This window comes from Bradyrhizobium sp. CW1 (genome assembly GCF_023100665.1).
Classification (GTDB): Bacteria; Pseudomonadota; Alphaproteobacteria; order Rhizobiales; family Xanthobacteraceae; genus Bradyrhizobium; species Bradyrhizobium canariense_D.
Genome location: NZ_CP064684.1, coordinates 2387941 through 2410892, shown reverse-complemented (window position 1 = coordinate 2410892; position 22952 = coordinate 2387941). Strand labels below are relative to the sequence as shown.

General features: G+C 62.9%; 20 protein-coding genes. 11 read left to right on the top strand and 9 right to left on the bottom strand.

What is annotated here, in order from left to right; genetic code table 11:
- Positions 1–20 precede the first annotated feature (20 nt).
- Complete coding sequence (locus IVB54_RS11630) at positions 21–2903, bottom strand: winged helix-turn-helix domain-containing protein (protein WP_247375515.1); 2883 nt, start codon at positions 2901–2903, stop codon at positions 21–23.
- A 354-nt stretch (positions 2904–3257) separates the two neighbouring features.
- On the opposite strand from IVB54_RS11630, the gene IVB54_RS11625 reads away from it, so the two are divergent.
- Entirely contained in the window at positions 3258–4241 is a 984-nt protein-coding gene (locus IVB54_RS11625) for an AraC family transcriptional regulator (RefSeq protein ID WP_018460351.1), read from the top strand.
- An 83-nt stretch (positions 4242–4324) separates the two neighbouring features.
- On the opposite strand, the gene IVB54_RS11620 is transcribed toward IVB54_RS11625, so the two are convergent.
- Positions 4325–6646, bottom strand: coding sequence for a molybdopterin guanine dinucleotide-containing S/N-oxide reductase (locus tag IVB54_RS11620; protein WP_018460352.1), 2322 nt, complete (start codon positions 6644–6646; stop codon positions 4325–4327).
- A gap of 285 nt (positions 6647–6931) precedes the next feature.
- Here IVB54_RS11620 and IVB54_RS11615 point away from each other — a divergent pair, with 285 nt between their 5' ends.
- Positions 6932–7324 carry a RidA family protein gene (locus IVB54_RS11615; protein ID WP_018460353.1) on the top strand — a complete coding sequence of 131 codons (393 nt, stop codon included), beginning with the start codon at positions 6932–6934 and terminating at the stop codon, positions 7322–7324.
- A gap of 69 nt (positions 7325–7393) precedes the next feature.
- Here IVB54_RS11615 and IVB54_RS11610 read toward each other — a convergent pair whose 3' ends face one another.
- The 5 genes from IVB54_RS11610 to IVB54_RS11590 all read right to left on the bottom strand — a co-directional run bounded on the left by IVB54_RS11610 (position 7394) and on the right by IVB54_RS11590 (position 12066).
- Positions 7394–8602: a multidrug effflux MFS transporter gene (locus tag IVB54_RS11610; RefSeq protein WP_026234011.1), complete on the bottom strand. Its 1209-nt coding sequence runs from the start codon at positions 8600–8602 to the stop codon at positions 7394–7396.
- A 179-nt stretch (positions 8603–8781) separates the two neighbouring features.
- The gene (locus IVB54_RS11605) at positions 8782–9957 is read right to left on the bottom strand and encodes a helix-turn-helix transcriptional regulator (RefSeq protein WP_018460355.1); all 1176 of its coding nucleotides are present in this window, start codon (positions 9955–9957) and stop codon (positions 8782–8784) included.
- 316 nt (positions 9958–10273) lie between these two features.
- Entirely contained in the window at positions 10274–10876 is a 603-nt protein-coding gene (mddA, locus tag IVB54_RS11600) for a methanethiol S-methyltransferase (protein WP_345946484.1), read from the bottom strand.
- Positions 10867–11457 carry a hypothetical protein gene (locus tag IVB54_RS11595; RefSeq protein WP_247777221.1) on the bottom strand — a complete coding sequence of 197 codons (591 nt, stop codon included), beginning with the start codon at positions 11455–11457 and terminating at the stop codon, positions 10867–10869. The genes mddA and IVB54_RS11595 overlap by 10 nt, the downstream gene beginning before the upstream one ends.
- A 51-nt stretch (positions 11458–11508) precedes the next feature.
- The gene (locus IVB54_RS11590; RefSeq protein WP_247295128.1) at positions 11509–12066 is read right to left on the bottom strand and encodes a methyltransferase domain-containing protein; all 558 of its coding nucleotides are present in this window, start codon (positions 12064–12066) and stop codon (positions 11509–11511) included.
- A 209-nt stretch (positions 12067–12275) separates the two neighbouring features.
- Between IVB54_RS11590 and IVB54_RS11585 the strand changes: the two genes are divergently transcribed.
- Positions 12276–13283: a cupin domain-containing protein gene (locus tag IVB54_RS11585; protein WP_198293418.1), complete on the top strand. Its 1008-nt coding sequence runs from the start codon at positions 12276–12278 to the stop codon at positions 13281–13283.
- 574 nt (positions 13284–13857) lie between these two features.
- Positions 13858–14640: a Crp/Fnr family transcriptional regulator gene (locus IVB54_RS11580; protein ID WP_085348983.1), complete on the top strand. Its 783-nt coding sequence runs from the start codon at positions 13858–13860 to the stop codon at positions 14638–14640.
- Here IVB54_RS11580 and IVB54_RS11575 read toward each other — a convergent pair.
- Positions 14615–15577 (bottom strand): hypothetical protein, encoded by a 963-nt coding sequence (locus tag IVB54_RS11575; RefSeq protein WP_245288576.1) that lies wholly within the window; start codon positions 15575–15577, stop codon positions 14615–14617. The genes IVB54_RS11580 and IVB54_RS11575 overlap by 26 nt on opposite strands.
- 12 nt (positions 15578–15589) lie before the next feature.
- A complete protein-coding gene (locus IVB54_RS11570) occupies positions 15590–15877 on the bottom strand; it encodes a hypothetical protein (protein WP_018460363.1) in 288 nt (95 codons plus the stop codon).
- A gap of 354 nt (positions 15878–16231) precedes the next feature.
- Between IVB54_RS11570 and IVB54_RS11565 the strand changes: the two genes are divergently transcribed.
- From IVB54_RS11565 to IVB54_RS11535, 7 genes are read left to right on the top strand one after another with little or no spacing between them, the layout of a single operon-like run.
- Positions 16232–17332 carry an inositol-3-phosphate synthase gene (locus IVB54_RS11565; RefSeq protein ID WP_026234013.1) on the top strand — a complete coding sequence of 367 codons (1101 nt, stop codon included), beginning with the start codon at positions 16232–16234 and terminating at the stop codon, positions 17330–17332.
- Positions 17332–17931: a histidine phosphatase family protein gene (locus tag IVB54_RS11560; RefSeq protein WP_247777220.1), complete on the top strand. Its 600-nt coding sequence runs from the start codon at positions 17332–17334 to the stop codon at positions 17929–17931. Before IVB54_RS11565 ends, IVB54_RS11560 begins: the two co-directional genes overlap by 1 nt.
- Complete coding sequence (locus IVB54_RS11555) at positions 17928–19031, top strand: glycosyltransferase (RefSeq protein ID WP_018460366.1); 1104 nt, start codon at positions 17928–17930, stop codon at positions 19029–19031. Before IVB54_RS11560 ends, IVB54_RS11555 begins: the two co-directional genes overlap by 4 nt.
- A 2-nt stretch (positions 19032–19033) precedes the next feature.
- Entirely contained in the window at positions 19034–19843 is an 810-nt protein-coding gene (locus IVB54_RS11550; RefSeq protein WP_018460367.1) for a nucleotidyltransferase family protein, read from the top strand.
- Positions 19840–20607: a TIGR04290 family methyltransferase gene (locus IVB54_RS11545; protein WP_018460368.1), complete on the top strand. Its 768-nt coding sequence runs from the start codon at positions 19840–19842 to the stop codon at positions 20605–20607. The genes IVB54_RS11550 and IVB54_RS11545 overlap by 4 nt, the downstream gene beginning before the upstream one ends.
- Positions 20604–21557 carry a beta-xylosidase gene (locus IVB54_RS11540; protein WP_018460369.1) on the top strand — a complete coding sequence of 318 codons (954 nt, stop codon included), beginning with the start codon at positions 20604–20606 and terminating at the stop codon, positions 21555–21557. The genes IVB54_RS11545 and IVB54_RS11540 overlap by 4 nt, the downstream gene beginning before the upstream one ends.
- A complete protein-coding gene (locus IVB54_RS11535) occupies positions 21545–22750 on the top strand; it encodes a phosphopentomutase (protein WP_204511965.1) in 1206 nt (401 codons plus the stop codon). The genes IVB54_RS11540 and IVB54_RS11535 overlap by 13 nt, the downstream gene beginning before the upstream one ends.
- Positions 22751–22952: the final 202 nt, after the last annotated feature.

Sequence of the window (22952 nt, the reverse complement as noted above, 5' to 3'; positions counted from 1 at the left end):
GAGACGGTCGTATCGACTGTTCAGGCCCCCGGTTCGTTCAACATGCGTCGTGCTGCAATGAGATCGGCGGTCTCGAACCCTTCGGAGAACCGGGCATAGGTTTGAGCGAGCTGTTCGAGCGGATTTTGCACATGCTGCCGGGTTCGAAGCCGCGCCAGCGACATCTCGGCTCGCAGCCGCCACGATAGCGCGCCCTGCTGTTCGGCGAGCGAGATCGAGGCGACAAGATCGGCCTCGGCCGCGTCGGGATTGCCGCCCTGGACCTCCAGCTCTCCCCGCAGACGGAGCAGCTCGGGCATGTCGAACGCGCCGCCTTCCCGCTCGACCCGCAGAATGGTTTCGTGAAGAACCTGAATGCCTTCCGTCAATTGTCCCAAGCTGACCAGGCCCCGAGACAGATCCGCGGCGAACGCCGAGGCATAGAGTTCGTAGCGGTGGGCATGCAGGCGTGGAAGCGCACTCCGCATCAGGTCGACGCCGCCGGCCGCCTCGCCCCGAGCGATCATGCTCTGCGCCCGAAAACCCGCCGCGACGGCTTCGTAAGGCACGAGCCCGTGCATGCTCGCATGCGCGGTCAGACGACCGGTCATCGCCTCGACCGACGACCAGTCGCCGAGCCAGCCGAATACCGAAGCGGACCAGCATAATGCGATACAATGCATGACCACGTCATGCGGCGCCGAAGCGCCGACCAGCGGCCGGATGCATTCGAGCGCACGATCGGGAAAGCCGCGCAGCCATAGCACGCGCGCGAGCGGAATTTGCGGTGTGCGTGAGTAGGCGAAATGCCCGGGTTGGGTGCCGCGGAGCGCAGCGTCGTCTCGCAGGCCCTGGTCGAGATGAGCCTGCGCCGCGGCCTGGTCTCCGGCGAGGTGATATGACACGCCGAGCAGCGCTTTGCTCCCGGCGATGCCCGCGGTATCGCCGATGACGCGGGCAATCCGCTCGGCGTGAAGCGCAGTCGGCACCAGATGCCGATAGCGACCGGTCCGGCGGTAGAACATGTTGAGCCGGGACAACAGCCTGAATGTGTTGGCGTGATCGGAAAGCGCTTCCGCTATTTCCAGCCCGCGCCTGAGCGCCGCTTCCGCCTGCTCGCTGTTACGTTCGGTGAACATCAAGGCGTGACCGAGCGTCGACTGAAGTTCGAGCTCCCATGCGCCGCCCCGGTCGGCCTCGTCCAGCATTGCGAGTGCGCGATCGGACCAGATGCGGGCCTCGTTCAGCAAATTGAGTTCGACGAACAGCCTTGTGCAGCTGCCGGCGAGCGGCACGCGCAAGCCGGCGCCGTCGTCGTTGGCATAAGCCCATTGCAGCGCAGCGCGGGCATCGGCGAGCAGGCTCGCGCTTTCCTGCAAACGTGACGCATGATCGCCGCCCTCCTTGTCCCTCATGCCCGCTTCGAGCGTGCATTGAACATAGAGAGCATGACGATGCGCGATCTGCGCCAGCTGTCCGCCGTCGGCCAGTTTCTGCAGGGCATAGGCACGCGTTGCGTCGAGCAGGCGATAGCGCCGCGATGCGCCGTCCGGCTGGGTGGAAACCAGCGACTTCACCACGAGTTGCTCCAGGGCCTCGACGACGCGATCCTCCGCCATCTCCGCCCCGGCCGCGACTGCTATCGCGCCCCTCAACGTGAAGTGACCTGCGAAGACGGCGAGGCGCTGAAATACGATCCGCTCGCTCTCGCCGATCAGACCGAAACTCCAGTCGAGCGTAGCGCCGAGCGTCTGCTGCCGCGGCGGCGCCGTCCGCCGCCCGCGCCATTCGAGCTGCAGCCGGTTGTCGAGCAGCGCCGCCATCTCGCGCAGTCCATAGAGACCGACACGTGCGGCAGCCAGCTCGATCGCCAGCGCGATGCCGTCGAGCTTGCCGCAAATCCGGGCCAGGACTTCGGCATCCTCGTCGGTGATGTCGTCGCGATGCCCCGCCGCGACGGCGCGATCGACGAACAGGCGCACGGCGGGATAAGCAAGCACCTCGCCGGCACTGAGGCGGGTGCCCTGCGGCGGACCGGGGAGCGAAACGAGCTCGAAAATCTGCTCGCCTTCCACCAGCAGCGACTCGCGGCTGGTTGCGAGGATGACGATGCCAGGCGCCTCCCGGTAGATGTTTTCTGCAAGGCGCGCGACCTCCTCGATGACGTGCTCGCAGCTGTCGAGCACGAGAAGCAGCCGGCGGCCGCGCAGGAAATTGACGATGCTGGCCGAGGGGTCCTCGTGGTGCACGACGAGGCCCAACGCGGCTGCAACCGTGCTCGCGACCAGCGCTCCGTCCTTGAGCGGACCGAATTCGAGGAAATGGACGTTGCCGTCGAAGCTATCGCACATCTCGTGCGCGAGCGCAGTCGCAACGGTGGTCTTTCCGATGCCGCCCGGCCCTCGCAGCGTGACGAAGCGATCGCGGAGCAAGCGCGCTGCCAACTCGGCCACGGCGTCCTCTCGCCCGACCATCCGGTCCAATCGGCGCGGTAGCGACGGTGGCGGCGCGGCCCTTTCAGGCACACGCGACGCCGGTGTAGCCACCTCCGCGCGCCCGCCACGCCGCACGGGCGCGACAAAGCAATAGCCCCGGCCCGGGATGTTGGTGATGTAGCGGGCACCATCCTTTCCGTCGCCGAGCACCTTGCGCAGCTCCGCGACATGGACGCGCAGGCTGACCTCCTCGACGGAAAGTCCGGACCACGCATAGCCGAGAATTTCGTTCTTCGGGACCACTTCGCCGGCGCGACTGACCAGCAGGCGCAAAATATCCATCGCACGGCTGCCGAGCCTGACCGGCAAGCCATCCTTCTCCAGCAGCCGCGACCGCAGCGAAAATGGCCCGAACGCGACGGCATCGAAATCTGGGATCGCCGCGGCGTCGCGGCCGCGGGGGCCCTGTCCTGCCGAGAGCTCGATCACTTTTGGCTCATCTTGACGGCCGCTCCAGCGAAATGCGGCGCGACTATACCCGGCGCCAGTGCGAGGTCCAGCGAGGGCAACCCACAGAACTCACACCTCCACATCGATCTCCACGCCATGACCGGTGCTCTCCTGAGTCGTGTCGGGGATACGCAAATGTCTGATAAACTGTACAAAAACGACGCTTCCTGAGACGGGATGCCGCACCTGATGCGCTCCCACAAAAACTAACACATCCTAATCACCACTAACGAGCTTGCAGGTCAGCTCACGCCTATCCTCTCACCATGGAAAACGTGGGCTTTGCGCGTTTGCTGGTTGCAAACAGCGGAGAACGCCCGGAGAGGACGAACGATGTTGACCAATTTGCAGGCAGGTGATGCCTGGATTGAATTTCCGGGCACCTCGGGGGATTGCGAGTTCCCCCGGGCAACACACGCGATCATTCGGGAGCGTCAATGGCGTCAGATCGATCCGCGCACGGGAGCGGCGGCCGAGGACATCGCGATCTCGCGATGGGAAGACCCGCGGAGCACCTCGTCGCACCAAGCGACGACGCCCGAGGATCGCTATTTCGTCGGCATCGCCCTCAAGACCACGCGCGCGAAACTGACCCGGGATCGCCAGGTCATTTTCGACGGGACCATGCCCGCGGGCACACTGTATCTCACCGCGCCGTCAAAGCCCCTCGCCGTACAATTCCAGTCGCCATGCGCCTTCTTGCACTTTTACATCTCCGCGGATCAATTTCCGGCACAATTTTCCGGAACTGAAGGTTTGAATGATCTCGTCCTGTTGCGCGATCCGCTCGCGGCCGAGCTTGCCAAGGCGCTGATCGAACTTGGCGACGCCGCGGACCACGAGTTCACGCGCTGCATTGGCCAAACCCTCGCGATGCATCTGGCGCGGCTGGAATTGCCACGCGCCAAGGTCAATGCCCTGCCGAAATGGCGGCTGCGGCGCGTCGAGCAATATATCGCCGATCATTTCCACCGCTGCATCAGCCTGTCCGAGCTCGCCAATGTCGCCGGCCTGTCCAGAATGCACTTTGCGGCGCAATTCCGCGTCGCGACCGGTTATCGCCCCCGCGAATATCTGCTCAATCACCGGATCGAGCAGGCCAAGACGTTGCTGGCGACCACCGAGCGGCCGCTGGCCGAGATCGCACTCGCCGTCGGCTTCAGCACGCAGGCGCATTTTTCGACTGTCTTCAAGCGCATCACCGATCAATCCCCGGCACGCTGGCGCCTCGCCAGCAAGGGCGAACGGCGAGAGGTGCAAGCACTCCCGCCGCGTCGTCCTGCTACGGAGAGGGACTGGATCAGCGCAGCCGCGTAAGCATTCGCTCGCGCCCTCATCCTCCCGGGCCTGCGAGCCACTCGGGGCCGTCCCTGCACCCACACAGGACGGCCCCTTTTTTTTTAAACCGGATCGAAAGCCCGGATCGGCGGCAGATTGCCGGTGAACTTCTCGACCTCGACTGTCGTGAGCTGACCGGTGCAGCCTTGCGCAAAGGACGACGTGCCGACGTCGCGGGTGAGCACGTTCGGATTGCCGTGCACGCAGAGCGGCGCGTCGTCTTCGGGGTCCATCGGGTCGTACCAGGCGCCGGTCGGGAGCTGGACCACGCCGAGCGCGATGCCGTCGGTGACGTGGACCGCGGCGAGACAGGCGCCGCGCGCGTTGAACAGCCGGATGATGTCGCCGTGCTTGATCCCGCGTGCGTCTGCGTCCTGCGGGTTCATGCGCGCGACCTCGCGGCCGCGATGTTTGCTTTGAAGCGAATGTCCGCCGAAATCGAGCTGGCTATGCAGACGCGTCACGGGCTGGTTGGCGACCAGGAAGCACGGCGCCCCCGGCTTGGGCGTGTCGGACTTCTCCAGCCAGACCGGATGGCCCGGGCAATCCGCATCACCATGACCTGCGATCTTGGCAGAGAATATTTCGATGCGACCGCTCGGCGTGGGCAAAGCATGATTGACGGGATCGTCGCGGAAGCGGCGCAGCCGGCCACCGTCGTCGGGCTGCTGCGGCACCACCAGGCTGCCGCGCCGCCAGAACTCTTCGAAGCTCGGCGCTTCCAGGCCGCGCGCTTCGAGCGAGGCGCGGGTCGGCTCATAAAGATGTTCCAGCCACTGACGTGACGTCCGCCCCTCGGTGAAGGGCTCGCGCGCACCGAGACGGTCGGCAAGATCGGCGAAGATCTCGTAGTCGTCGCGCGCAAGGCCGAACGGCTCGGCGATCCGGTGCATCGCGACCATCAGGGGATCGTTGCTGGAATAGCCGATGTCTTCGCGTTCGAGCGTCATCGTCGAGGGCAGCACGATGTCGGCATGCCGGGCCGTGGCAGTCCATGCGAGCTCGTGCACGACCAGCGTGTCGACTTTCGCAAACGCCTTGCGCAGGCGGTTGATGTCCTGGTGGTGATGGAAGGGATTGCCGCCGGCCCAGTAGACAAGGCGGATATCCGGATAGGTGCGCGTCTCGCCGTTGTAGCGATAGGCGCTGCCGGGATTGAGCAGCATGTCGGCGATGCGCGCCACCGGAATGAAATCGCGGACAGCGTTGCGGCCCTGCCCTAATGTCGGCCCCGGCACGTCGTTGACGCGGCGACCGTAATAGCCGATTGCCCCCAACGAATAGGCGTAGCCGCCGCCGGAGAGGCCGATCTGGCCGAGCGCTGCCGCCAGCACCATGCCCATCCACACCGGCTGCTCGCCATGCTCGGCGCGCTGGAGCGAATGAGAGACGGTGATGAGCGCGCGCTTGCCGGCGAGCCGGCGCGCCAGCTTGCGGATTGTGTCGGTGTCGACGCCGCAGACCGCGGCGGCCCATTCGGCGTGCTTGGGTTGGCCGTCGCTCTCGCCGGTGAGATAGCGCAGGAAGACCGGCCAGCCCTCGGTGTAGCGATCGAGGAAGGCCTGGTCGTGCAGGTTCTCCGCGATCAGCGTATGAACGATGCCGAGCATCAGCGCGGTGTCGGTCCCGGGCACGCAGGTCATCCACTCGGCGCCGGCCTCGACGGGCAGGTCTTCGCGCAACGGGCTGACCAGGATGAACGCGCAGCCGCGGCGGCGCGCAGCTTCCATCGCGCCGCGCTCGACATGCTTGCTGATCGAGCCGCCTGCGACCATCGAGTTCTTCAGCGCCATGCCGCCGAACGCCAGCACGATGTCGGTATCAGCCGCGATCTGCTCCCAGGTGACATTGCGCTTGGTGATATCCTCGTAGCCGCAGAGGATCTGCGGCAGCAGCACCGAGGACGCGCCGGAGGAATAGGAGTTCACCGAGCGCACATAGCCGCCCAAGGCGATGTTGAGGAAGCGATGCACCTGGCTCTGGGCGTGGTGGAAGCGGCCCGCGCTCGACCAGCCATAGGAGCCGCCGAACACCGCGCCGGGGCCGCGCGTATCACGGATGCGTGCCAGCTCGTCGCCGAGCAGATCGAGCGCCTTTTCCCAGCTGACGGATACGAATTCATCGCGGCCGCGGCGATCGTCCGGACCCGGACCGCGTTCGAGCCAGCCGCGGCGGATCGCCGGCTGGGTGATGCGCGCCTGATGGCGTAGCGCGCCGGGAAAATTGTCGATGATGCGGTTCGGATCGGGATCGCCCGCATAGGCCCTGACCTCGAGCCCGGCCTCGCCTTGACGTGCCGAGAACACGCCCCAATGCGAGGTGTGCGGCTTGAAGCCGTCGGACAGGTCGAGGCCGGGGTCGGGGAAGCCAATCGTATCGTCCATCGTCGCATTCCTTGTTCCGGTCGCGGCACTGTCCCGGCCGCACCGATGTCATCCGCGTCGCAGTATAGCGATCCGCGCTTCGATGTCGTCGGGTCAGGGCCGGCGAAAATGCCGGGCGCTCGTGCAAGGACAGATTGGCGAACGTTCGCAGGAACGACCCGGCGGCGATTTTTCGTCCAATTTTGCTTTATTTTCAACGCTTTAGTCGGTTGCATTCAGAGCCGCGCGGTCCGTCTTTCGGTGAGACTTGGCGCGAGATCTCTTTGCGACGACACTGACATTGAAATGTGCGATATGCCGCCCGTCACACACAACATCGGTCCCATCATGATCAAGCGCGTCTTGCCCTACGAGGGTCTGCTCCACGAAGTGGTCGAGCATCATGGCGTGCTCTACATCGGTGGAATCGTCCCAGAGGACACGAGCCTCGACATGTCGGGCCAGGCAAATGACGTCCTCGGGCAGTTGGCGCAGCTGCTCAAGACCCTCGGATCCGATCTGAGCAACGTCTTGCAGGTGACCATCTACATGACGAGCCTCAAGGAGAAGGCAGACTTCAACGCGGCCTGGAAGGCGCATTTTGCAGAGGCTCATCTGCCGGCGCGCGCCGCAATCGGCGTGGCGGATCTCGGTCCCGGCGTCAAACTCGAGATCACGGCCATCGCCGCTCGACAATAGTGGCATGCCAGGGCGCCGCAAAGAACCTCACACCAAACCCATTGTGTTCTCGGCAAGATCCACCTCAGATTAGCGCCGCTCGTGAAGGATAACCGCCACGAGCGACGTTACTGTCAGCACGATTCCTAGCCCGACGGCCGGATCGCTGGCGACAATCGCCGCGAGAGAGGCACCGCATGCAGCGCCCGCCATTTGCGAGAATCCGAACAGGGCTGCGGCGATACCGGCCTTGCTGCCAAACGGCGACAGCGCTGCCGCGCTCGACAGCGGGCTCACTATTCCCACGCCGAACAGAAAGACGGAAGCCGCTAACAGAAATGGCAGCAGCGCGCCGTTCGCGAGCAGCACCGCGCAAAGCAGCCCGGCGCCTCCGAGGACGGTTAGTCCCAAGCCGACCGACGTCGCACGGCAGGAACCAACCCGCGCCGATAGCCTAGGCGCCAGCATGCCGGCCGCAAACACCAGGAAGACCACGCCCGCAAATAGCTCACCAAGTTTGATTGGCAAGAATCCAAACGATTCGAGCAGCACCCGCGGCGCGCTGGAGAAAATCGCGAAAAGACCGGCCATCACCAGTCCAGCGGTTCTAGCAGGCGCAACGAACCGGCGATCCCGAACAAGCTCCAGATAGAAGCCGGCAATTTTGAGCGGATTCAGAGAACGACGCGCGCCGTCATTGGTTTCGCCGACGAAGGTCGCATAGGCCAAAGCCGTGCAGAGCGCGAAGGCCGCGACAAAGGCAAATTCCGAGCGCCAGCCAAAGAATAGATCGAGCGCACTCCCCAGCAGCGGTGAAAAGCCTGGGGCGGCCGCGGTTGCCATGGTGATCGAGGCCATGACCTTTGCAAGTGCCTGGCCATCGAACAGATCCCGGGCGATCGCACGTGAAAGCACCGAAGCCGCACATGCGCCGCAAGCCTGCATTGATCGGCCGATCAGCAGGCTCGATAGATCGCGCGCGAAAGCGCACCAGATCGTACCGGCGATGAAAATTCCGAGCCCTATCAGAATCGGCATGCGTCGCCCGAACCGGTCCGACAGCGGGCCGGCAATCAATTGCCCTATGGCGAAAATCGCCAGAAAGATCGTGAAGGCCGACGTGACCGCCGCGCTGGATACATGCAAATCGTCCGCGATGACCGGCAGCGAAGGCAAGAAGATGTTGGTCGCAAGGATTCCTGTCGCCGCCAGGGCACAAATCACTATTCTGCGCGCCGCCGCCCCTGCTTGACGTCCGTGCCCCGCCGCAGAAACCGTGCCCTCGACTTCAATGGACATGCTGCGCTCCCAAGTCCTGTCCAGATGCGGCGAGGCAGGGACGCCTGATCACCTACCCACTGCATGCTGGCCGGACGCATGCCATCCTGAACAACCACTGCTTGGGTGTCGTCCTGCGAATGTGGGAGGAGCGCGCAAATATTTGCTGCTTCTGGGTGCTGCAATGAGCGCCCTCTCTCCTATCCCGCCAGGGGCGTCGTATAGCCTGCAACCAGCTTGACGAGATCCGCCTGGCGCGCGGTGCCTGTTTTTTCAAACAACCGGCTGACATGCGTCCTAACCGTGCTATCGGCGACCCCGAACGCCATAGCGACCTCAGGAACGCCACCGACCTCGACGATGGCCAGCAACACGCGGAGTTCGGTCGGCGTCAGCTTGAACGCGCTGCCGATGGCTCCGGGAATAGAAGCAACCGCCAGCGACGCCTTGCGAACGAACAAGGCCGCCGTGGCGGTGTAAACAATACCAGCACGCCGACGCGCGCCTGACGTGAGGGGCAATGCATGGGCCACATAGCGGTCGCCCTCCCTGCCGGTCAGCGGCAACGCGATGCCCCTTATACCAAGTGCGGCATCGCCCTGCCCCGCGGTGGCGAAGACATCTCGCAGGGTGCGGTCGACCTGAGGATCGCTGGCGACCAGCCGCCCGCCCACGGAACTCAGAATATCACGAGCGTCGAGAATGGCATTGCCGGCCGTATTGGCGTGAATGAGACGTCCACCGGGATCGACGAGATACATGCCAGCACCGAGCCCGTCCAGCGTGTCAACGAACGTCGCGAGTTCAGCGGCCTTGAACTCGAACATCTTGCCGATCACGACGGCACGCCTGATATGCGGCGCGATCAGCCTCATTTGCCGGCGCGCGTGCTCGTCGACGAGCCCATTTCGCCGGTGGCGGAAGACCCCGAAAATAGCTGTGCTGACCGTGGTCCTGTCGACAACCGCGCTGACAAAATCGACAAGCCCCTGGGGCTCGGCCCACTGCCGGTATAGTTCACTCTGGGTGAGTGCTGCGAAAGACATCAAATCGGTCGTCGCGATCGGCTGCTCGAGGTCACCGAGAAAGTGCCCCTCCGCGGAGGAATAAATCTGCCGAAAGAGTTCGACCCGCAACGGCACGTCAAATCCAAAGCGATGGGGCACCGTGGCGTGCTGGACACCGACGTCCTTGCAGAACAGCCCGCCTGCTGCGCCGCCAACGAATTGCACGATGCTGACGATGGCGTCTTCCCAACGAGAGGGATCGATGGCGGCATCGTAGATGACGCTGATCAGGTCGCTCAGTTGCTGCTGATCATCTGAATTGTCTTTCGACGATTCCGAAACCGACCGCGGATGTGAAACCCTGTTCATTCGAAGACGCGCCCCCGGTGTGAGGATAGCTGTGAGACAACTTTAAGCTTTTCCGCTGATAGCGAGCCGGTATCGCGCTCAAATCATTTTGATCGTGTCCCACCGGAGCCGCAGGGAATATCGGCCATCCTTCAAATGGAGGATGGTCATGCGGTCGGTGATCCTCTTGGCCGGACGCCGCAGGTTGAAATGAGTTGATCAGAACGCGATGCGCACGCCGCCCTGGCCGTGTCGATACGGCTGCGACCGGACGCCGCGCCGCTTGAATCCACCCCTGCTTGCGGACTGATTGGCCTGTCTTGACGAGCGTCTCGGGTCAGATGTCGGCGTCCTGGGACGCGGCGAAGCTTCGGCATGAAAGCGGGACGAGCATGGCCGCGTGACGGCGGTAGCGGCGATACCGGTTGCCGAACTGCTGGATCAGATCGTGCTCTTCCAACTGAATGCCGATCAGGATGTAGGCTGTGATGCCAAGCGAATAGACCAGATGACCGACCGTCATCGCAGGCGTGGCCCAGACTGCGAGCAGGATGCCGAGATAGATCGGATGGCGGACATACCGGTAGAGCAACGGCGTGCGGAATTTGGCTTCGGGCGGTTGTTTACCGAACAGGTGCATGAACACCTGGCTGAGGCCGAACAACTCGAAATGATTGAGAAGAAACGTGCTGACCACCAGCACGACCCAACCCAGCCAGAAGACGGCGTCGATCGCCCCCGCCGCGACCGGGTGGTTCACGGTCCAGACCGGCGTGGGGATCGGCTGCCACTGCCAGTACAGCAACAGCAGTGCAAAGCTGGCGAACAGCACGTAGGTGCTGCGCTCGACCGAAGCCGGCACGATTCGCGTCCACCAGCGCTTGAAGCCCTGACGCGCCATCACGCTGTGCTGGATCGCGAACACTCCGATTAGCAGCACATCGATAACAATGCTTGCCAGAACCGGACCAATGGCCCCGGAATCGATAGACTTTGGAGGAGCAGGTTCCCGGTGAAGCCAGTGAGATAGAGCAAGGCGACGAGCGTGACACCGTAAGCGGCAGTGCCGTAGAGGACCGCAACTAGACCTGCCATCAATCTTCTCCCAGAGAGTTCATTTTTTTTGCATCGATTCGTCCGATAGCGGCGGCGGCTGCGGCGGTGCTTACAATGAAGAGCATTTCGAGCAGCGACTGGCGCGGGTACGTCACCCCGGGGCCGCGGCGGTGATCCCGGATTCTGCACGGTGACCATCCAAGAGCTTGAATTCATCATCACGCCTTCAGGGCGGACGAATTGTTTCAACTCGTCCTTCAAGGCCGCCACCAGCGTATCAAACAAACGAGCAGCCTTCGGACCGGCTTCGCGATAAACCTCCCCTGCGGGACCGATCGCGAGCTGAAACGCGACCGCTTCGTCAAGATCTCGCCCGACCAAGACTTCGGCATCGATCCGTTCGAACCTGATGCCGCCGTAGCCGGCAATCATCAATTGCCGAGTCACGGCCTCGGGATCGGTCATAGAAAACGGTCCGGGCCCGCAGGTTGCAGCGTCTTCCCTGACGGGGGGCAGCTAGCGAAGCAGAACCTCCTTCGACAGTGTAAGCCACGGATTGTCCGCCCGTTCGCGCCAGACGACCATCGTCATCAGTCCACCCGGCTTGAGCGCAAATCGCAAGTTGCTCAAGCCAGCCGTTGGGTTTTCGAAGAACTGGGTTCCAAAGCGAGAGAAGCAAAAATCATGTACCGGCTCGAACGGATGGGTCTGAACATCCGCTTCGAGAAAGCTGAGATTGGTCACCCCTGCCTCCTTCGCATCTGCGCGGCCGACGTCGAGGAAGGCATTGCAGCAATCGAGGCCGAGGACGGATCCGGTCGGTCCGACGCGCCGCGCAAGTTCAATTGCGGTGTCGCCCCAGCCACATCCCACATCCAGGGCCCTGTCGCCGGCTCTGATCGGCAGCGACGGGAAGACTTTAGCGCTATGCAGGTGAAGGCCGCCGGCGAGGATGTGCCGCCACGCATTGAATTTCGGAGCCAGTACAGCGTTCCAGAAATCGATATACGGCGTGACGGTTGCGGTAGCCTGCGCGATGCTCATGATCGGGATATCCGTCTGCTTGGTTGCCATCCAGAACCCCGTCGTGGCGTCCCGCTTTTCCATTCTTCCGCAACCGGTTCCGCGTCCGCCTGACCGTCTGGACAGCGTCTCAAGGAAACGTGGAGGAATCGGTTGCTTGGCAGTTCATTCATGAGCCCCGTATAAGCGCGGGGACCGCCACGGTGAATGATCGCCCAGCCGGATCAGTTGACCGATCGTCCAAATCTGAGATTAGCCTAATGATCGATCCGCTATCGGAAGTGCTTCGATCGGTTCGCCTGACCGGCGGCATTTTTCTGGATGCGCGGTTCACCGCGCCGTGGAGCGTCCATACGCAGATCGTCGCTGAGGACTGCGTGACCTTCGCGGTCAAGCCCTCGCTGCTGATCGCTTACCACTTCGTCATCGCCGGAAAATTTCTGCTCAGCGTCGACAGCGAACCTACAGTCGAGGTGCGGGCCGGCGAGATCGTACTGCTGCCCAGAAACGATGTTCATACACTCGCCAGCGACGCGGGTCTGGTACCGACAAACGCGCGTCATCTCATTCAGCCGTCACCGGATGGGGGGCTGGCAAAAATTATGCACGGCGGAGGCGGTGAGCCGGCGCAAATCGTGTGCGGTTTTCTCGGCAGCGAGGAAACCTATAATCCGTTGATCGCGGCCCTGCCAAGAGTGCTGAAGCTCGACATTCGCGAGGGGGTCGCACGCGACTGGATCGAGGCTTCAGTGCGATATGCAGCCGGCGAACTGACGGCCGGCAGGTTCGCCTCGTCAAACCTGATGTCTCGGCTTTCCGAACTGCTGTTCGTAGAGGCGATGCGGCAATATTCCGTGACATACACCGATCAAGATGGAGGATGGCTGAAGGGGATTGCCGATCCGAAAATCGGACGCGCGCTCGCCTCCATTCATCATAACGTCGGGCTGCCGTGGTCCGCGGAAGTCCCTTGCGAGAGAAGTCTCGATGTCGCGGAGCGCCTTCGTCGACCGCTTCACAACCCTGATCGGGGTGCCACCAATCCGGTATCTGACCATCTGGCGGCTTCAGGCAGCCAAGGTGAGCCTACGAGAAACACGCAAGCCGATCGACCAAATCGCAGAGGAAGTGGGTTACGGATCCGGAGAAGCATTCAGCCGGGAATTCGGCCTGGCGCCTGCGCGATGGCGGCAACGCTGACAACGCAATTGATTGCGCAAGCGTCAAGTTTCAGAACGAGCCTCCATAGGGGGACGATCAGGAAATGATGCGTCGCCGTCGCGGCGAGAGCCGTAGCGGGTCAAACCGGCCCTGGACGGTCGGAATCGCACCTCTTGTCTATCTCGCACAGCGGAGCATGTGACCAGCTGATACGCACGTCCTAGTGCCCTCGGCGTGGACCTGGAGCACGGGCACGCGTCACGCACGCCAATTTCAGTGCGCACAAACCCGCGCGATATCGGCGACGGGTCGAGATCGGCGAAGGCACGCACATGGTCCTGCTGGAGAAGAACCGGTTGCAGGCCTTCGACGCGATCAATCAGTTTCTCTCGGAACAGTATGAGCATGACTAGCGCGATCTCCGCGGATCCCGCCGCGAGAAACACAGATGCTTCGCCTGAGCGCGACTCGCGCTTCCGGTTCCCGAATCGTCCGATCCTTGAGGACGATCGCATGCGCCGTCTACTATTCCGGAACCGTTTGACCGATCGCCCTCGCACTTCTGGGCGCATGCTGGGCAGACAAACAATGACCTGCATGGAGTAAAACTATCAAAGTTTAATGCGCTCTGTCGTTCTCATCGATCAAATTGGGGACGGGTTCTGAGTTATTAGGCGACCAATGCAGGCAGGATTTGCGTTCTCCAAGCTCGCCGACCGGTTGGCGAGCCTCACTCCCGTAACGGCCGACGATCTCCACCTGCTCGCGGACATGGCAAGCACAATCGCGCATCTCGGTTCGCGTCAGGCCGTTTTGCGGCATGGCGATGATGCCACCCAGTGCTGCCTGCTCCTTCAGGGATATCTGTCGTGGCAGGATGCAGAGAGTGCGGACGGGCAGATCACGTCAATCCATGTTCCCGGTGACATCGCCGATCTACACACGCTTTATCGTCCTCGCGTTGACGGCAACCTGATCGCGCTCGGCCCTGCCATCGTCGCTCTCGTGCCACACCGCTTCTTTCACGATTTGTCCGCGCGTTCGCCCGCGATGTCTCGCGCATTGCTGCTGATGCTGCTCACCACCCACGCCATTCAGCGCAACTGGACAGTGAACCTGGGTAGCCGTGATGCATTGACGCGCGTGGCGCATCTGCTGTGCGAGATCACCACCCGGCTGCAAAGCGTCGGCTTGGCGAGAGATTTCAGACTGCCGTCACCCTTCACCCAATCGGACCTTGCGGCAGCATGCAGCATCTCCCCGGTCCACGCCAACCGCACGATTCAGGAACTGCGACGATGCAATCTCCTGCAATGGCAGGGCAAGACGGTAACGATCACGGACTGGCAGGGACTCGTGCGGCTCGCAAGATTCGATCCGACTTACCTGAGCATTTCGTCCAGCCGCGACGATGCGTCGTCCTCGCGTCTCAGGCCACTTACGGCGGACCTTGCGCTCGCTTGAGCTCCTTTCGGACGACACCTTGGAAACTTGCGGAGCGTGCAATCAGGGCCTCCCGCACCTCTTCAAGGACGCTATCCCAGTTGCCTGGTGTCCTCTGATGAAACAGCCGCAGGCTCGGATACCAAAGGGAATGGGCCTCGGATGCCGGCCAGCGCCAGTCGCAATCCGCATGCAATAAGACCCACGCCTCACAGCCGAGTGCTCCCGCGAGATGGGCCACCATAGTGTCGACGCAAATGACGAGATCGAGCCGCTGGAGGAGATGACCGAGAACCGTAACGTCAGGCGTGCTGACGTCCCTCGCGCCGATCTCGGCCAGTTCGCACGTTCGGGCCCCGCGTTGCAGTGAGCAGAGCGTCACGCCGGGAACGGCAAGATGTCCCAACAGGGACGGCGGAACGGTCCTCCGCTTGTCCCAATTGCCGACTTCCCAAACCAGGCCCACGGCAAGGCCCCTGAGTTCGAGACCTCGGTCTTGCGGGAGCGCTGGTTCGACCTTGGTCGGCAACGACAGGTAAGGTGCGCGCATCTCGACCTGCTCTCGCCTCGCCCTTATGGCATGCGGCACCTCCATAATCTCGATATCGACCTCGAAGTCGACCTCAGGTGCACCATCATGGAGCGCGAAGGCCCGATCGACGCCAGCCGCTCGCTCGACCAGCGGCAGAAGCTCGCCCTGGCACCAGACCGTGACGCGGCGCGCGACGTCACGAAGCGGCCGCATGAAGCGCAGGAACTGGATAGTGTCGCCGAGCCCGTGGTAGCAGCGGACCAGCACATCCTTGCCCCTCAGTTCCTCACCACGCCAGATCCGCTGCAGGTGACGCGGCCCGGTGTGCTTGGGTGGATACGCAAGCATTGCCAGATCGCGGTCATTGATTGCCCAGGCGCGTTCGAAGTCGCCTGCCCGCATCGCCTCGGTCCAGCTGCCCGACACGTGGTGATCCAACTAGCGCCGTACGAATTTGTGAAAGCGGCTCGGCTTCCCATCCTTGGTCTGGTCCTGATGGAGGAAGGCAATGCCGGCCTCGTCGAACTTGGCGAAGAATTCGTCCCAGCTGATCCGATCGAGACCTTCGTCGGGCGGATCGAAATCGATGCGCAGGATACCGGCGTGTCCGTCCTCCTCCGTGGCCTTGACCGTTGCAGGCTTTCCGCCGCGCTCCTCCGCCCATTTCCGGATCACATCATGGCTGGTGGTCTGCTGGGCTTCGCTGGTTTGTGATTTGGATGACATGTGACACCTCGATTGCTGACAAGGAGCGAGCGACGGATCGGCCCTCGCGTCGGACTGTTTCGCCGTGAACGCCGGGCGCGAGCATTTGTTCTTTCGTAGGCCGGACTCTCTCAAAACATCATCTTCTTCATCTTCATCATGGAAGCTTTTCGTTCCCACCAACCCGCCCGGGATTCTATCCCAGGTTAAGCGCGCGAGATTTTTTCGGCCGGAATCCGACGTGAGGCGGACATAGTGCAGTGAGTTCAGGAACGAACATACGTTCCCCACGTTCGCCGACGTACTTACGTCAACACTGCATCTCTTCAACACTGCATGCCTTAACGCTGCACGTCTTCCGGAGGGCCTCTAGCCATGCATTCTCGTCTTCAGGACAGGCGGCGCGTGCGCGTCGGCATCGTCGGTGTCGGCAATTGTGCGAGCTCCTTCGTTCAAGGGCTCTCCTATTACCGGGACGCCAAATCGAATGAACCGGTGCCTGGGCTGATGAACGCCGATCTCGGCGGCTACCACATCAGCGACATTCAGGTCGCGTCGGCCTTCGACGTCCATGCCGGCAAGGTCGGACGCGACGTGGCCGAGGCGATCTTCGCAGCGCCGAACAACACGCACCGCTTCTCCGACGTCGCCCCCACCGGCGTCATGGTCCAACGCGGCCCCGTCATGGACGGTGTCGGCCATTATCTAAAGGACGACGTCCCGATTGCGGATGTCCCGGAAGCCGACGTCTCCGAAGTGCTCGCGACCTCGCGCACGGACGTGCTTGTGTCCTATCTTCCCGTCGGCTCGCAGCGTGCGAGCGAATTTTACGCCGCGCGCGCGATCGAGGCCGGCTGCGGCTACGTCAATTGCATCCCCGTCTTCATTGCCTCGAATCCCGACTGGCGGCGGCGTTTCGAGGATGCAGGCCTGCCGATCGTCGGCGACGACATCAAGAGCCAGGTCGGCGCCACCATTCTGCACCGTGTGCTCGCCAATCTCTTCCGTGAACGCGGCGTACGGCTGGACAGAACCTACCAGCTCAACATCGGCGGCAACACCGATTTCAAGAACATGCTCGAGCGCGAGCGGCTGACATCAAAGAAGATCTCCAAAACCCAAGCCGTAACCAGCCAGTTCGACGTGCCCATGGATGCCGATAATATCCATGTCGGCCCGAGCGACCATGTGCCGTGGCTGACCGACCGCAAGCTGGCCTTTATCCGCCTGGAGGGCACCACGTTCGGCGGTGTTCCCTTGAGCGCGGAAGTCAAGCTCGAAGTCTGGGACTCCCCGAACTCGGCGGGTGTCGTGATCGACGCGGTCCGCTGCGCCAAGCTCGCCATGGACCGCGGGCAGGCCGGCGCGCTGACGGGCCCCTCGAGCTATTTCATGAAGTCGCCGCCTCAGCAGTTCACGGACGAAGAGGCCGGACGGCGAACGCGCGCCTTCATCGACGACAAGGCGTATACCTGATGGCGAAGATCATTCATCTGATCCGCCACGGGCATCATGCCCTGCTCGGCCGCACGCTCTGTGGCCGGATGAAGGGCGTAGAGCTCGATGATCTCGGCTGCGAGGAAATCGCGCGATGCGCCGATACTTTCACGCCCCCGCCGAGCATGGTTCAGTCGAGCCCGCAGCGGCGCTGCATGCAGTCGGCCTGCATCCTGGCGGCGCGCTTCGGCTTGCCGGTCGAGATCGTGCCGGCACTCGACGAGCTCGACTACGGCGAATGGACCGGACTGTCGTTCGAGGCGCTCGCCCGGGATCCCCGCTGGTCGCGCTGGAACGAACAACGCGGAACGAACCGCCCGCCGGGGGGCGAAAGCATGCAGTCGCTTCAGAAGCGCGTCGTCGCCCATCTGGAGCAGCTGCGCAACGATCATGGTAGCGGCACCGTCGTCGTCGCCGTCAGCCATGCCGAACCGATCCGCGCGGCGCTGCTGCACTATTCCCGGAAAGAGCTCGACGACTTCCTCTCGATCGAGATCGACCCCGGCAGCGTCAGCACCCTCAGCGTGGACAATCGCGGACTCAAGATCACCGGGATCAATCAGCGGGTGCCAGCGTGAAGATCGTCATTTTCGGCCTGACAATTTCCTCGTCCTGGGGCAACGGTCACGCCACCCTGTGGCGAGGGCTTTGCAAGCATCTCGCGCGAGCCGGCCACAGCGTCGTCTTTTTCGAGCGCGACGTGCCCTACTACGCGGGCGCGCGGGATTTGCACGAACTGCCCGGCGGGCAATTGCGACTGTTCTCGAACTGGGACGATGTGCTGCCTTTGGCGCGGAGCGAAATCCGTGATGCAGATGTCGCGATCATAACGTCCTATTGTCCCGACGCGATCGCCGCGACAGAGCTTGTCCTGTCCGAGGGTCGTGCGGTGCCCGTGTTCTATGACCTCGACACGCCGGTCACGCTGACGAAGCTGATGGCCGGCGAGGCCGTTCCCTATATCGGGCCGCGCGGCCTGCGGGATTTCGCCCTGGTCCTGAGCTTCACCGGCGGCTCCCGCATCTGCAACGAATTTCGCGACAGGCTCGGCGCCTGCAACGTCCGCCCGCTCTACGGACACGTCGATACGGACATCCATCGGCCGGTGCCGTCGCAGCCGCATTACCGTGCGGATCTGTCCTATCTCGGCACATATTCGCAGGATCGCCAGCGCGCACTCGAGGCTCTGTTCGTCGAACCCGCACGTAACAGGCAGGATCTGCGCTTCCTGATTGGAGGTGCACAATATCCGGAAGATTTTCCCTGGTCGCCAAACATCTACTTCGTGCAGCACTTGCCGCCGTCGGAGCACGCGGCGTTCTTTGCGTCATCCCGGCTGACACTCAACGTCACGCGCCGCGCCATGGCCGAGATGGGCTGGTGCCCCTCCGGCCGCCTGTTCGAAGCCGCTGCCTGCAAGGCCCCGCTGCTCAGCGACGACTGGCCGGGACTCGATGAATTCTTTGTACCTGGGCAGGAGATCCTGATCGCATGCGATGCGAAGGACACGCTTGCTGCGTTGACGATGGCCGACGCCGAGCTTCAGCACATTGCCGGGCGCGCCTATGAACGGACCATGGATCAGCACACATCCGACAAGCGCGCAGCCGAACTGATTTGGCTGCTCGAGCAGACGGCATCGCTCGGCGCGCGCCGACAGCAACCCGAGGAGGCCTGATCATGTGGGGCATCGTTCCGGCCGCGGGCCGCGGCAGCCGCATCCAGCCGCTCGCCTTCTCCAAGGAGTTGCTTCCGGTCGGAAGCCAACGGGACGACGGCATCGACCGTCCGTGCGCCGTCTCCGAATATCTGCTGGAGCGGCTGATCCTTGGGGGCGCCGACAAGATCTGCTTCGTGATCTCCCCCGGCAAATCGGACATCCTCGAATATTTCGGCGATCATTATGGCAGCGCCCAGCTCGCCTATGTCGTGCAGCCCGATGCGTCGGGGCTGTGCGATGCCGTGTTCAGGGCGGGCACGGTCGTTGGCCACGACGAAGACGTCCTGGTCGGACTTCCGGATACCGTATGGTTCCCAAAGGCGGCCTTGCAGACGTTGCCGGCCGCCGACCTGTCGTTTCTGCTGTTTCCGGTCGAACATCCCGAGTTCTTCGATGCCGTCGTGCTCGACGGCGATCGCGTCACGGAGATCCAGGTCAAGCAGCCGGATGCGGTGTCGAAATGGATATGGGGCGCCTTCAAGATGTCCGGCCACGGATTTCGCGAGCTTCAGTCGTTGTGGACGAAGCGCGACCGCCGCGATGAATATTTCGGGACGCTCGTCAATGCCTACATCGCGGGCGGCGGCCAGGGTCTCGGCGTCAAGGCCGGCGAATCCTATGTCGACGTCGGCACCATCGATGGCTACCGGACGGCAATGGCGTTGCTCGCGGAAAGCTCCGCCGGGAACGGACGCTCTCGACTGCTGGCCGGCGGTTCGCCGGAGGCAATCCGCCCTGCCTCCGCAATGAACAATGGAGTGACCGCATGAGCAGAGGCGCCCTCTCCCGCGAGGAAATCCGCCAGCGCGTCGATGCGCTCGGGCCATGGTTTCACAATCTGGACCTGAACGGCGTGCCGACAGCGCCTTCACACTTTCTCGGCGACTATCCCAACGTGAAATGGCGCCGCTTTTCCGGGATCATTCCGGACCGCCTCGAAGGCAAGACCGTGCTCGATATCGGCTGCAATGCCGGTTTCTACGCCATGGAGATGAAGCGGCGCGGCGCCGAGCGCGTCCTCGGCCTGGACACCGACGACGAATATCTCGCGCAAGCCCGCTTCGCGGCCGAGGTGAACGGGCTCAGGATCGAATTCCGCAAGATGTCAGCCTATGATGTCGGCCAGCTGCGCGAAAAATTCGATCTCGTGATCTTCATGGGCGTGCTCTACCACCTGCGGCACCCTCTGCTGGCACTCGACCTGATCCACGAGCACGTGGCTGACGATCTCCTGCTGTTCCAGTCGATGCAGCGCGGCGACAGCCGCGTGGATTCCCTCGACAAGAACTATGACTTCTGGACCACCGATCAGTTCGATTCCCCGGGCTATCCAAAGCTGCACTTCATCGAGAACAAATATGCCGACGACCCCACCAATTGGTGGGTGCCGAACCGCGCCTGCGCCGAAGCCATGCTGCGCAGCGCCGGCTTTGCGATCGCGGCGCATCCGGAAGAGGAAGTCTATCTCTGCAAACGGGTGACAAGGCCGCAGGCGGAAGGTCCGGTTTATCCGTCGCGGGAGACTGGCCGATGATCGAAGCCGCCAAGATCTGGAACGAGCCCAACAACAAGTCGCACTGGGACATCCTGATCGATCCGGATTGGACCATGTTCGCGAGCCTGTCGCTCGCTGCCGGAAAGGCGATCCGCAGCGCGCATCCCACACTCCCACGTGTGCTTGGCGGCATATCGCCGATCGATCCGTCCTTCCTGCGCAACATGCAGGCGCGCGGCGTACTCGATCATGTCGATGTCGTGGCCGTGCACGGCTTTCCGCTGGACTGGAACCTGTGGCAGATCGCGGAATGGCCGGCCAAGATCGACGAGATCAAGGCCGTCACCCCGCTGCCTGTTTGGGTCACGGAGGTGGGAGTCTCGTCTTTCGGCGCCGAGGAGGTGCAGGCTTGGGGCCTGACCCGAACGGCGGAGTTGTTGATCGGCCGCGCTCCGCGCATTCACTGGTACAGCCTCTACGATCTGCCTTCGAGTTGGGAGGCCACGACCCGGCACAAGGAAGCTGAAGGTTCATCCTACTACAGGCATTTTCACATGGGCCTGCTACGCGAGGACGGAACGCCGAAAGCCTCGGCGGACCTGTTCGCCCAATATGCACCTGCGATGGGCCTGTGCCAGTGGTTTCACTTCGAGGACCACCGCCTCGACGACGCCGTGCGCTGGATGCGCCGGCTGGGCGTGCAGCATCTCAGGACTGGCCTGTCCTGGGCCGACAGCTTCCGTCCCAATGCGCTCGACTGGTTCGATCGGCAGATGGACGCGCTGGCCGAGTTTCAGGTCACGGTGACCTTCTGCTTCACCCCGGAACATCGGGGTATCGAGCCTCATCACACCAGCCCGCCGCTCGACGTGAACGAGTTCGCCGAGTTCTGCGCGCAGATGGTCGAACGCTATTGCGCGAAAACCGGGCTCGCGCCGTCCGCAGCGTCTTCGCGCCCGGCCATCTCGGAGCCGACATGCGTGCCGTGATCCTGGTGATGGACTCCGTCGGGATCGGCGCCGCGCCCGATGCCATCAATTACGGCGACGAGGGTGCCGATACCGTCGGCCACATTGCCGAGATGTGCATGGCCGGCAATGCCGACGGACCGCACCGGGAGGGGCCGCTTCAGCTTCCCAATCTGGTTGCGCTCGGCCTTGGCCAGGCTTGCCGTCTCGCCACCGGGCGCGTGCCGCCGGGGCTCGATGGCCCAACTGAGCATGCGCGATTTGGCTGCGCGAGCGAGATCTCCAAAGGCAAGGACACGCCCTCGGGCCATTGGGAGATCGCCGGCGTGCCGGTGCCATTCGACTGGGGCTATTTTCCAAGAACCAAGCCATGCTTCGCGCGCGACCTGACGGAGAGCCTGTGCGAACAGGCTCGAGTGCCCGGCATCCTCGGGAACTGTCACGCCTCCGGCACGGAGATCATCGCCGAATTCGGCGAGCGTCACATCAGAACGGGCGAACCGATCTGCTATACATCGGCCGACAGCGTGTTTCAGATCGCAGCGCACGAGGAGACGTTCGGTCTCGAACGCCTCTATGAGGTCTGCCGTGTTGCACGCCGACTGGTCGACCCCCTCAACATCGGGCGCGTCATCGCACGCCCCTTCATCGGCACGTCGGTAGGTGACTTCAAGCGAACAGCGCACAGGAAGGACTTCTCCGTCCCCCCGCCGGAGCGAACGATCCTCGATCTTGCCGAGAGCGCAGGCCGTGACATCGTAACGATCGGCAAGATCGACGACATCTTCGCCCATCGCGGCACCGGGAGGAACCTGCGCGGCGATGGCAACCAAGCGCTGTTCGATGCCACGTATGATGGGCTGGCCTCTCTCGCGGAGGGCGGGATGTTGTTCGCCAATTTCATCGATTTCGACACGCTGTACGGCCATCGCCGAGATGTGGCAGGCTATGCAGCGGCGCTCGAAGCCTTCGATGCGCGAGTTCCGGATCTTTTGAACCGCCTGCGCGAGGATGATCTCCTGATCATCACGGCTGATCATGGTTGCGATCCGACCTGGAGCGGTACCGATCACACGCGGGAACAAGTGCCGGTTTTGGCGTGGAGCGCGCGGTTAACTTCTCCGATCGGCAAGCGCGCCGGATTTGCGGACATCGGCGCGACGGTCGCGAGCCATCTCGAGCTGCAGGCACCGGGTCACGGCGTGTATTTTTAGCCTGCTGCACCGCGCAGATTCACCTGGGTTATTGATCCAGGTTAGAGAAATTTTCGTTTGTAGGTTTCGCAGGAACGAACATTCCTTGCACCGCTTCTACTTCCAAATGTGACTGGCGCGCCGGTCGCTCGACCAGAACAGCAGCGCGCTTTCATTCTCATCACGGATTGATCCCGCAGGATCGATCTTACGGCGGCACGGA

Excerpts from the sequence above, each read along its gene's own strand:
- IVB54_RS11625 (WP_018460351.1), top strand. The coding sequence starts at position 3,258 with ATGTTGACCAATTTGCAGGCAGGTGATGCCTGGATTGAATTTCCGGGC.
- IVB54_RS11620 (WP_018460352.1), bottom strand. The coding sequence starts at position 6,646 with ATGGACGATACGATTGGCTTCCCCGACCCCGGCCTCGACCTGTCCGAC.
- IVB54_RS11615 (WP_018460353.1), top strand. The coding sequence starts at position 6,932 with ATGTGCGATATGCCGCCCGTCACACACAACATCGGTCCCATCATGATC.
- IVB54_RS11610 (WP_026234011.1), bottom strand. The coding sequence starts at position 8,602 with ATGTCCATTGAAGTCGAGGGCACGGTTTCTGCGGCGGGGCACGGACGT.
- IVB54_RS11605 (WP_018460355.1), bottom strand. The coding sequence starts at position 9,957 with ATGAACAGGGTTTCACATCCGCGGTCGGTTTCGGAATCGTCGAAAGAC.
- IVB54_RS11595 (WP_247777221.1), bottom strand. The coding sequence starts at position 11,457 with ATGACCGATCCCGAGGCCGTGACTCGGCAATTGATGATTGCCGGCTAC.
- IVB54_RS11590 (WP_247295128.1), bottom strand. The coding sequence starts at position 12,066 with ATGGCAACCAAGCAGACGGATATCCCGATCATGAGCATCGCGCAGGCT.
- IVB54_RS11585 (WP_198293418.1), top strand. The coding sequence starts at position 12,276 with ATGATCGATCCGCTATCGGAAGTGCTTCGATCGGTTCGCCTGACCGGC.
- IVB54_RS11580 (WP_085348983.1), top strand. The coding sequence starts at position 13,858 with ATGCAGGCAGGATTTGCGTTCTCCAAGCTCGCCGACCGGTTGGCGAGC.
- IVB54_RS11570 (WP_018460363.1), bottom strand. The coding sequence starts at position 15,877 with ATGTCATCCAAATCACAAACCAGCGAAGCCCAGCAGACCACCAGCCAT.
- IVB54_RS11565 (WP_026234013.1), top strand. The coding sequence starts at position 16,232 with ATGCATTCTCGTCTTCAGGACAGGCGGCGCGTGCGCGTCGGCATCGTC.
- IVB54_RS11560 (WP_247777220.1), top strand. The coding sequence starts at position 17,332 with ATGGCGAAGATCATTCATCTGATCCGCCACGGGCATCATGCCCTGCTC.
- IVB54_RS11550 (WP_018460367.1), top strand. The coding sequence starts at position 19,034 with ATGTGGGGCATCGTTCCGGCCGCGGGCCGCGGCAGCCGCATCCAGCCG.
- IVB54_RS11545 (WP_018460368.1), top strand. The coding sequence starts at position 19,840 with ATGAGCAGAGGCGCCCTCTCCCGCGAGGAAATCCGCCAGCGCGTCGAT.
- IVB54_RS11540 (WP_018460369.1), top strand. The coding sequence starts at position 20,604 with ATGATCGAAGCCGCCAAGATCTGGAACGAGCCCAACAACAAGTCGCAC.
- IVB54_RS11535 (WP_204511965.1), top strand. The coding sequence starts at position 21,545 with ATGCGTGCCGTGATCCTGGTGATGGACTCCGTCGGGATCGGCGCCGCG.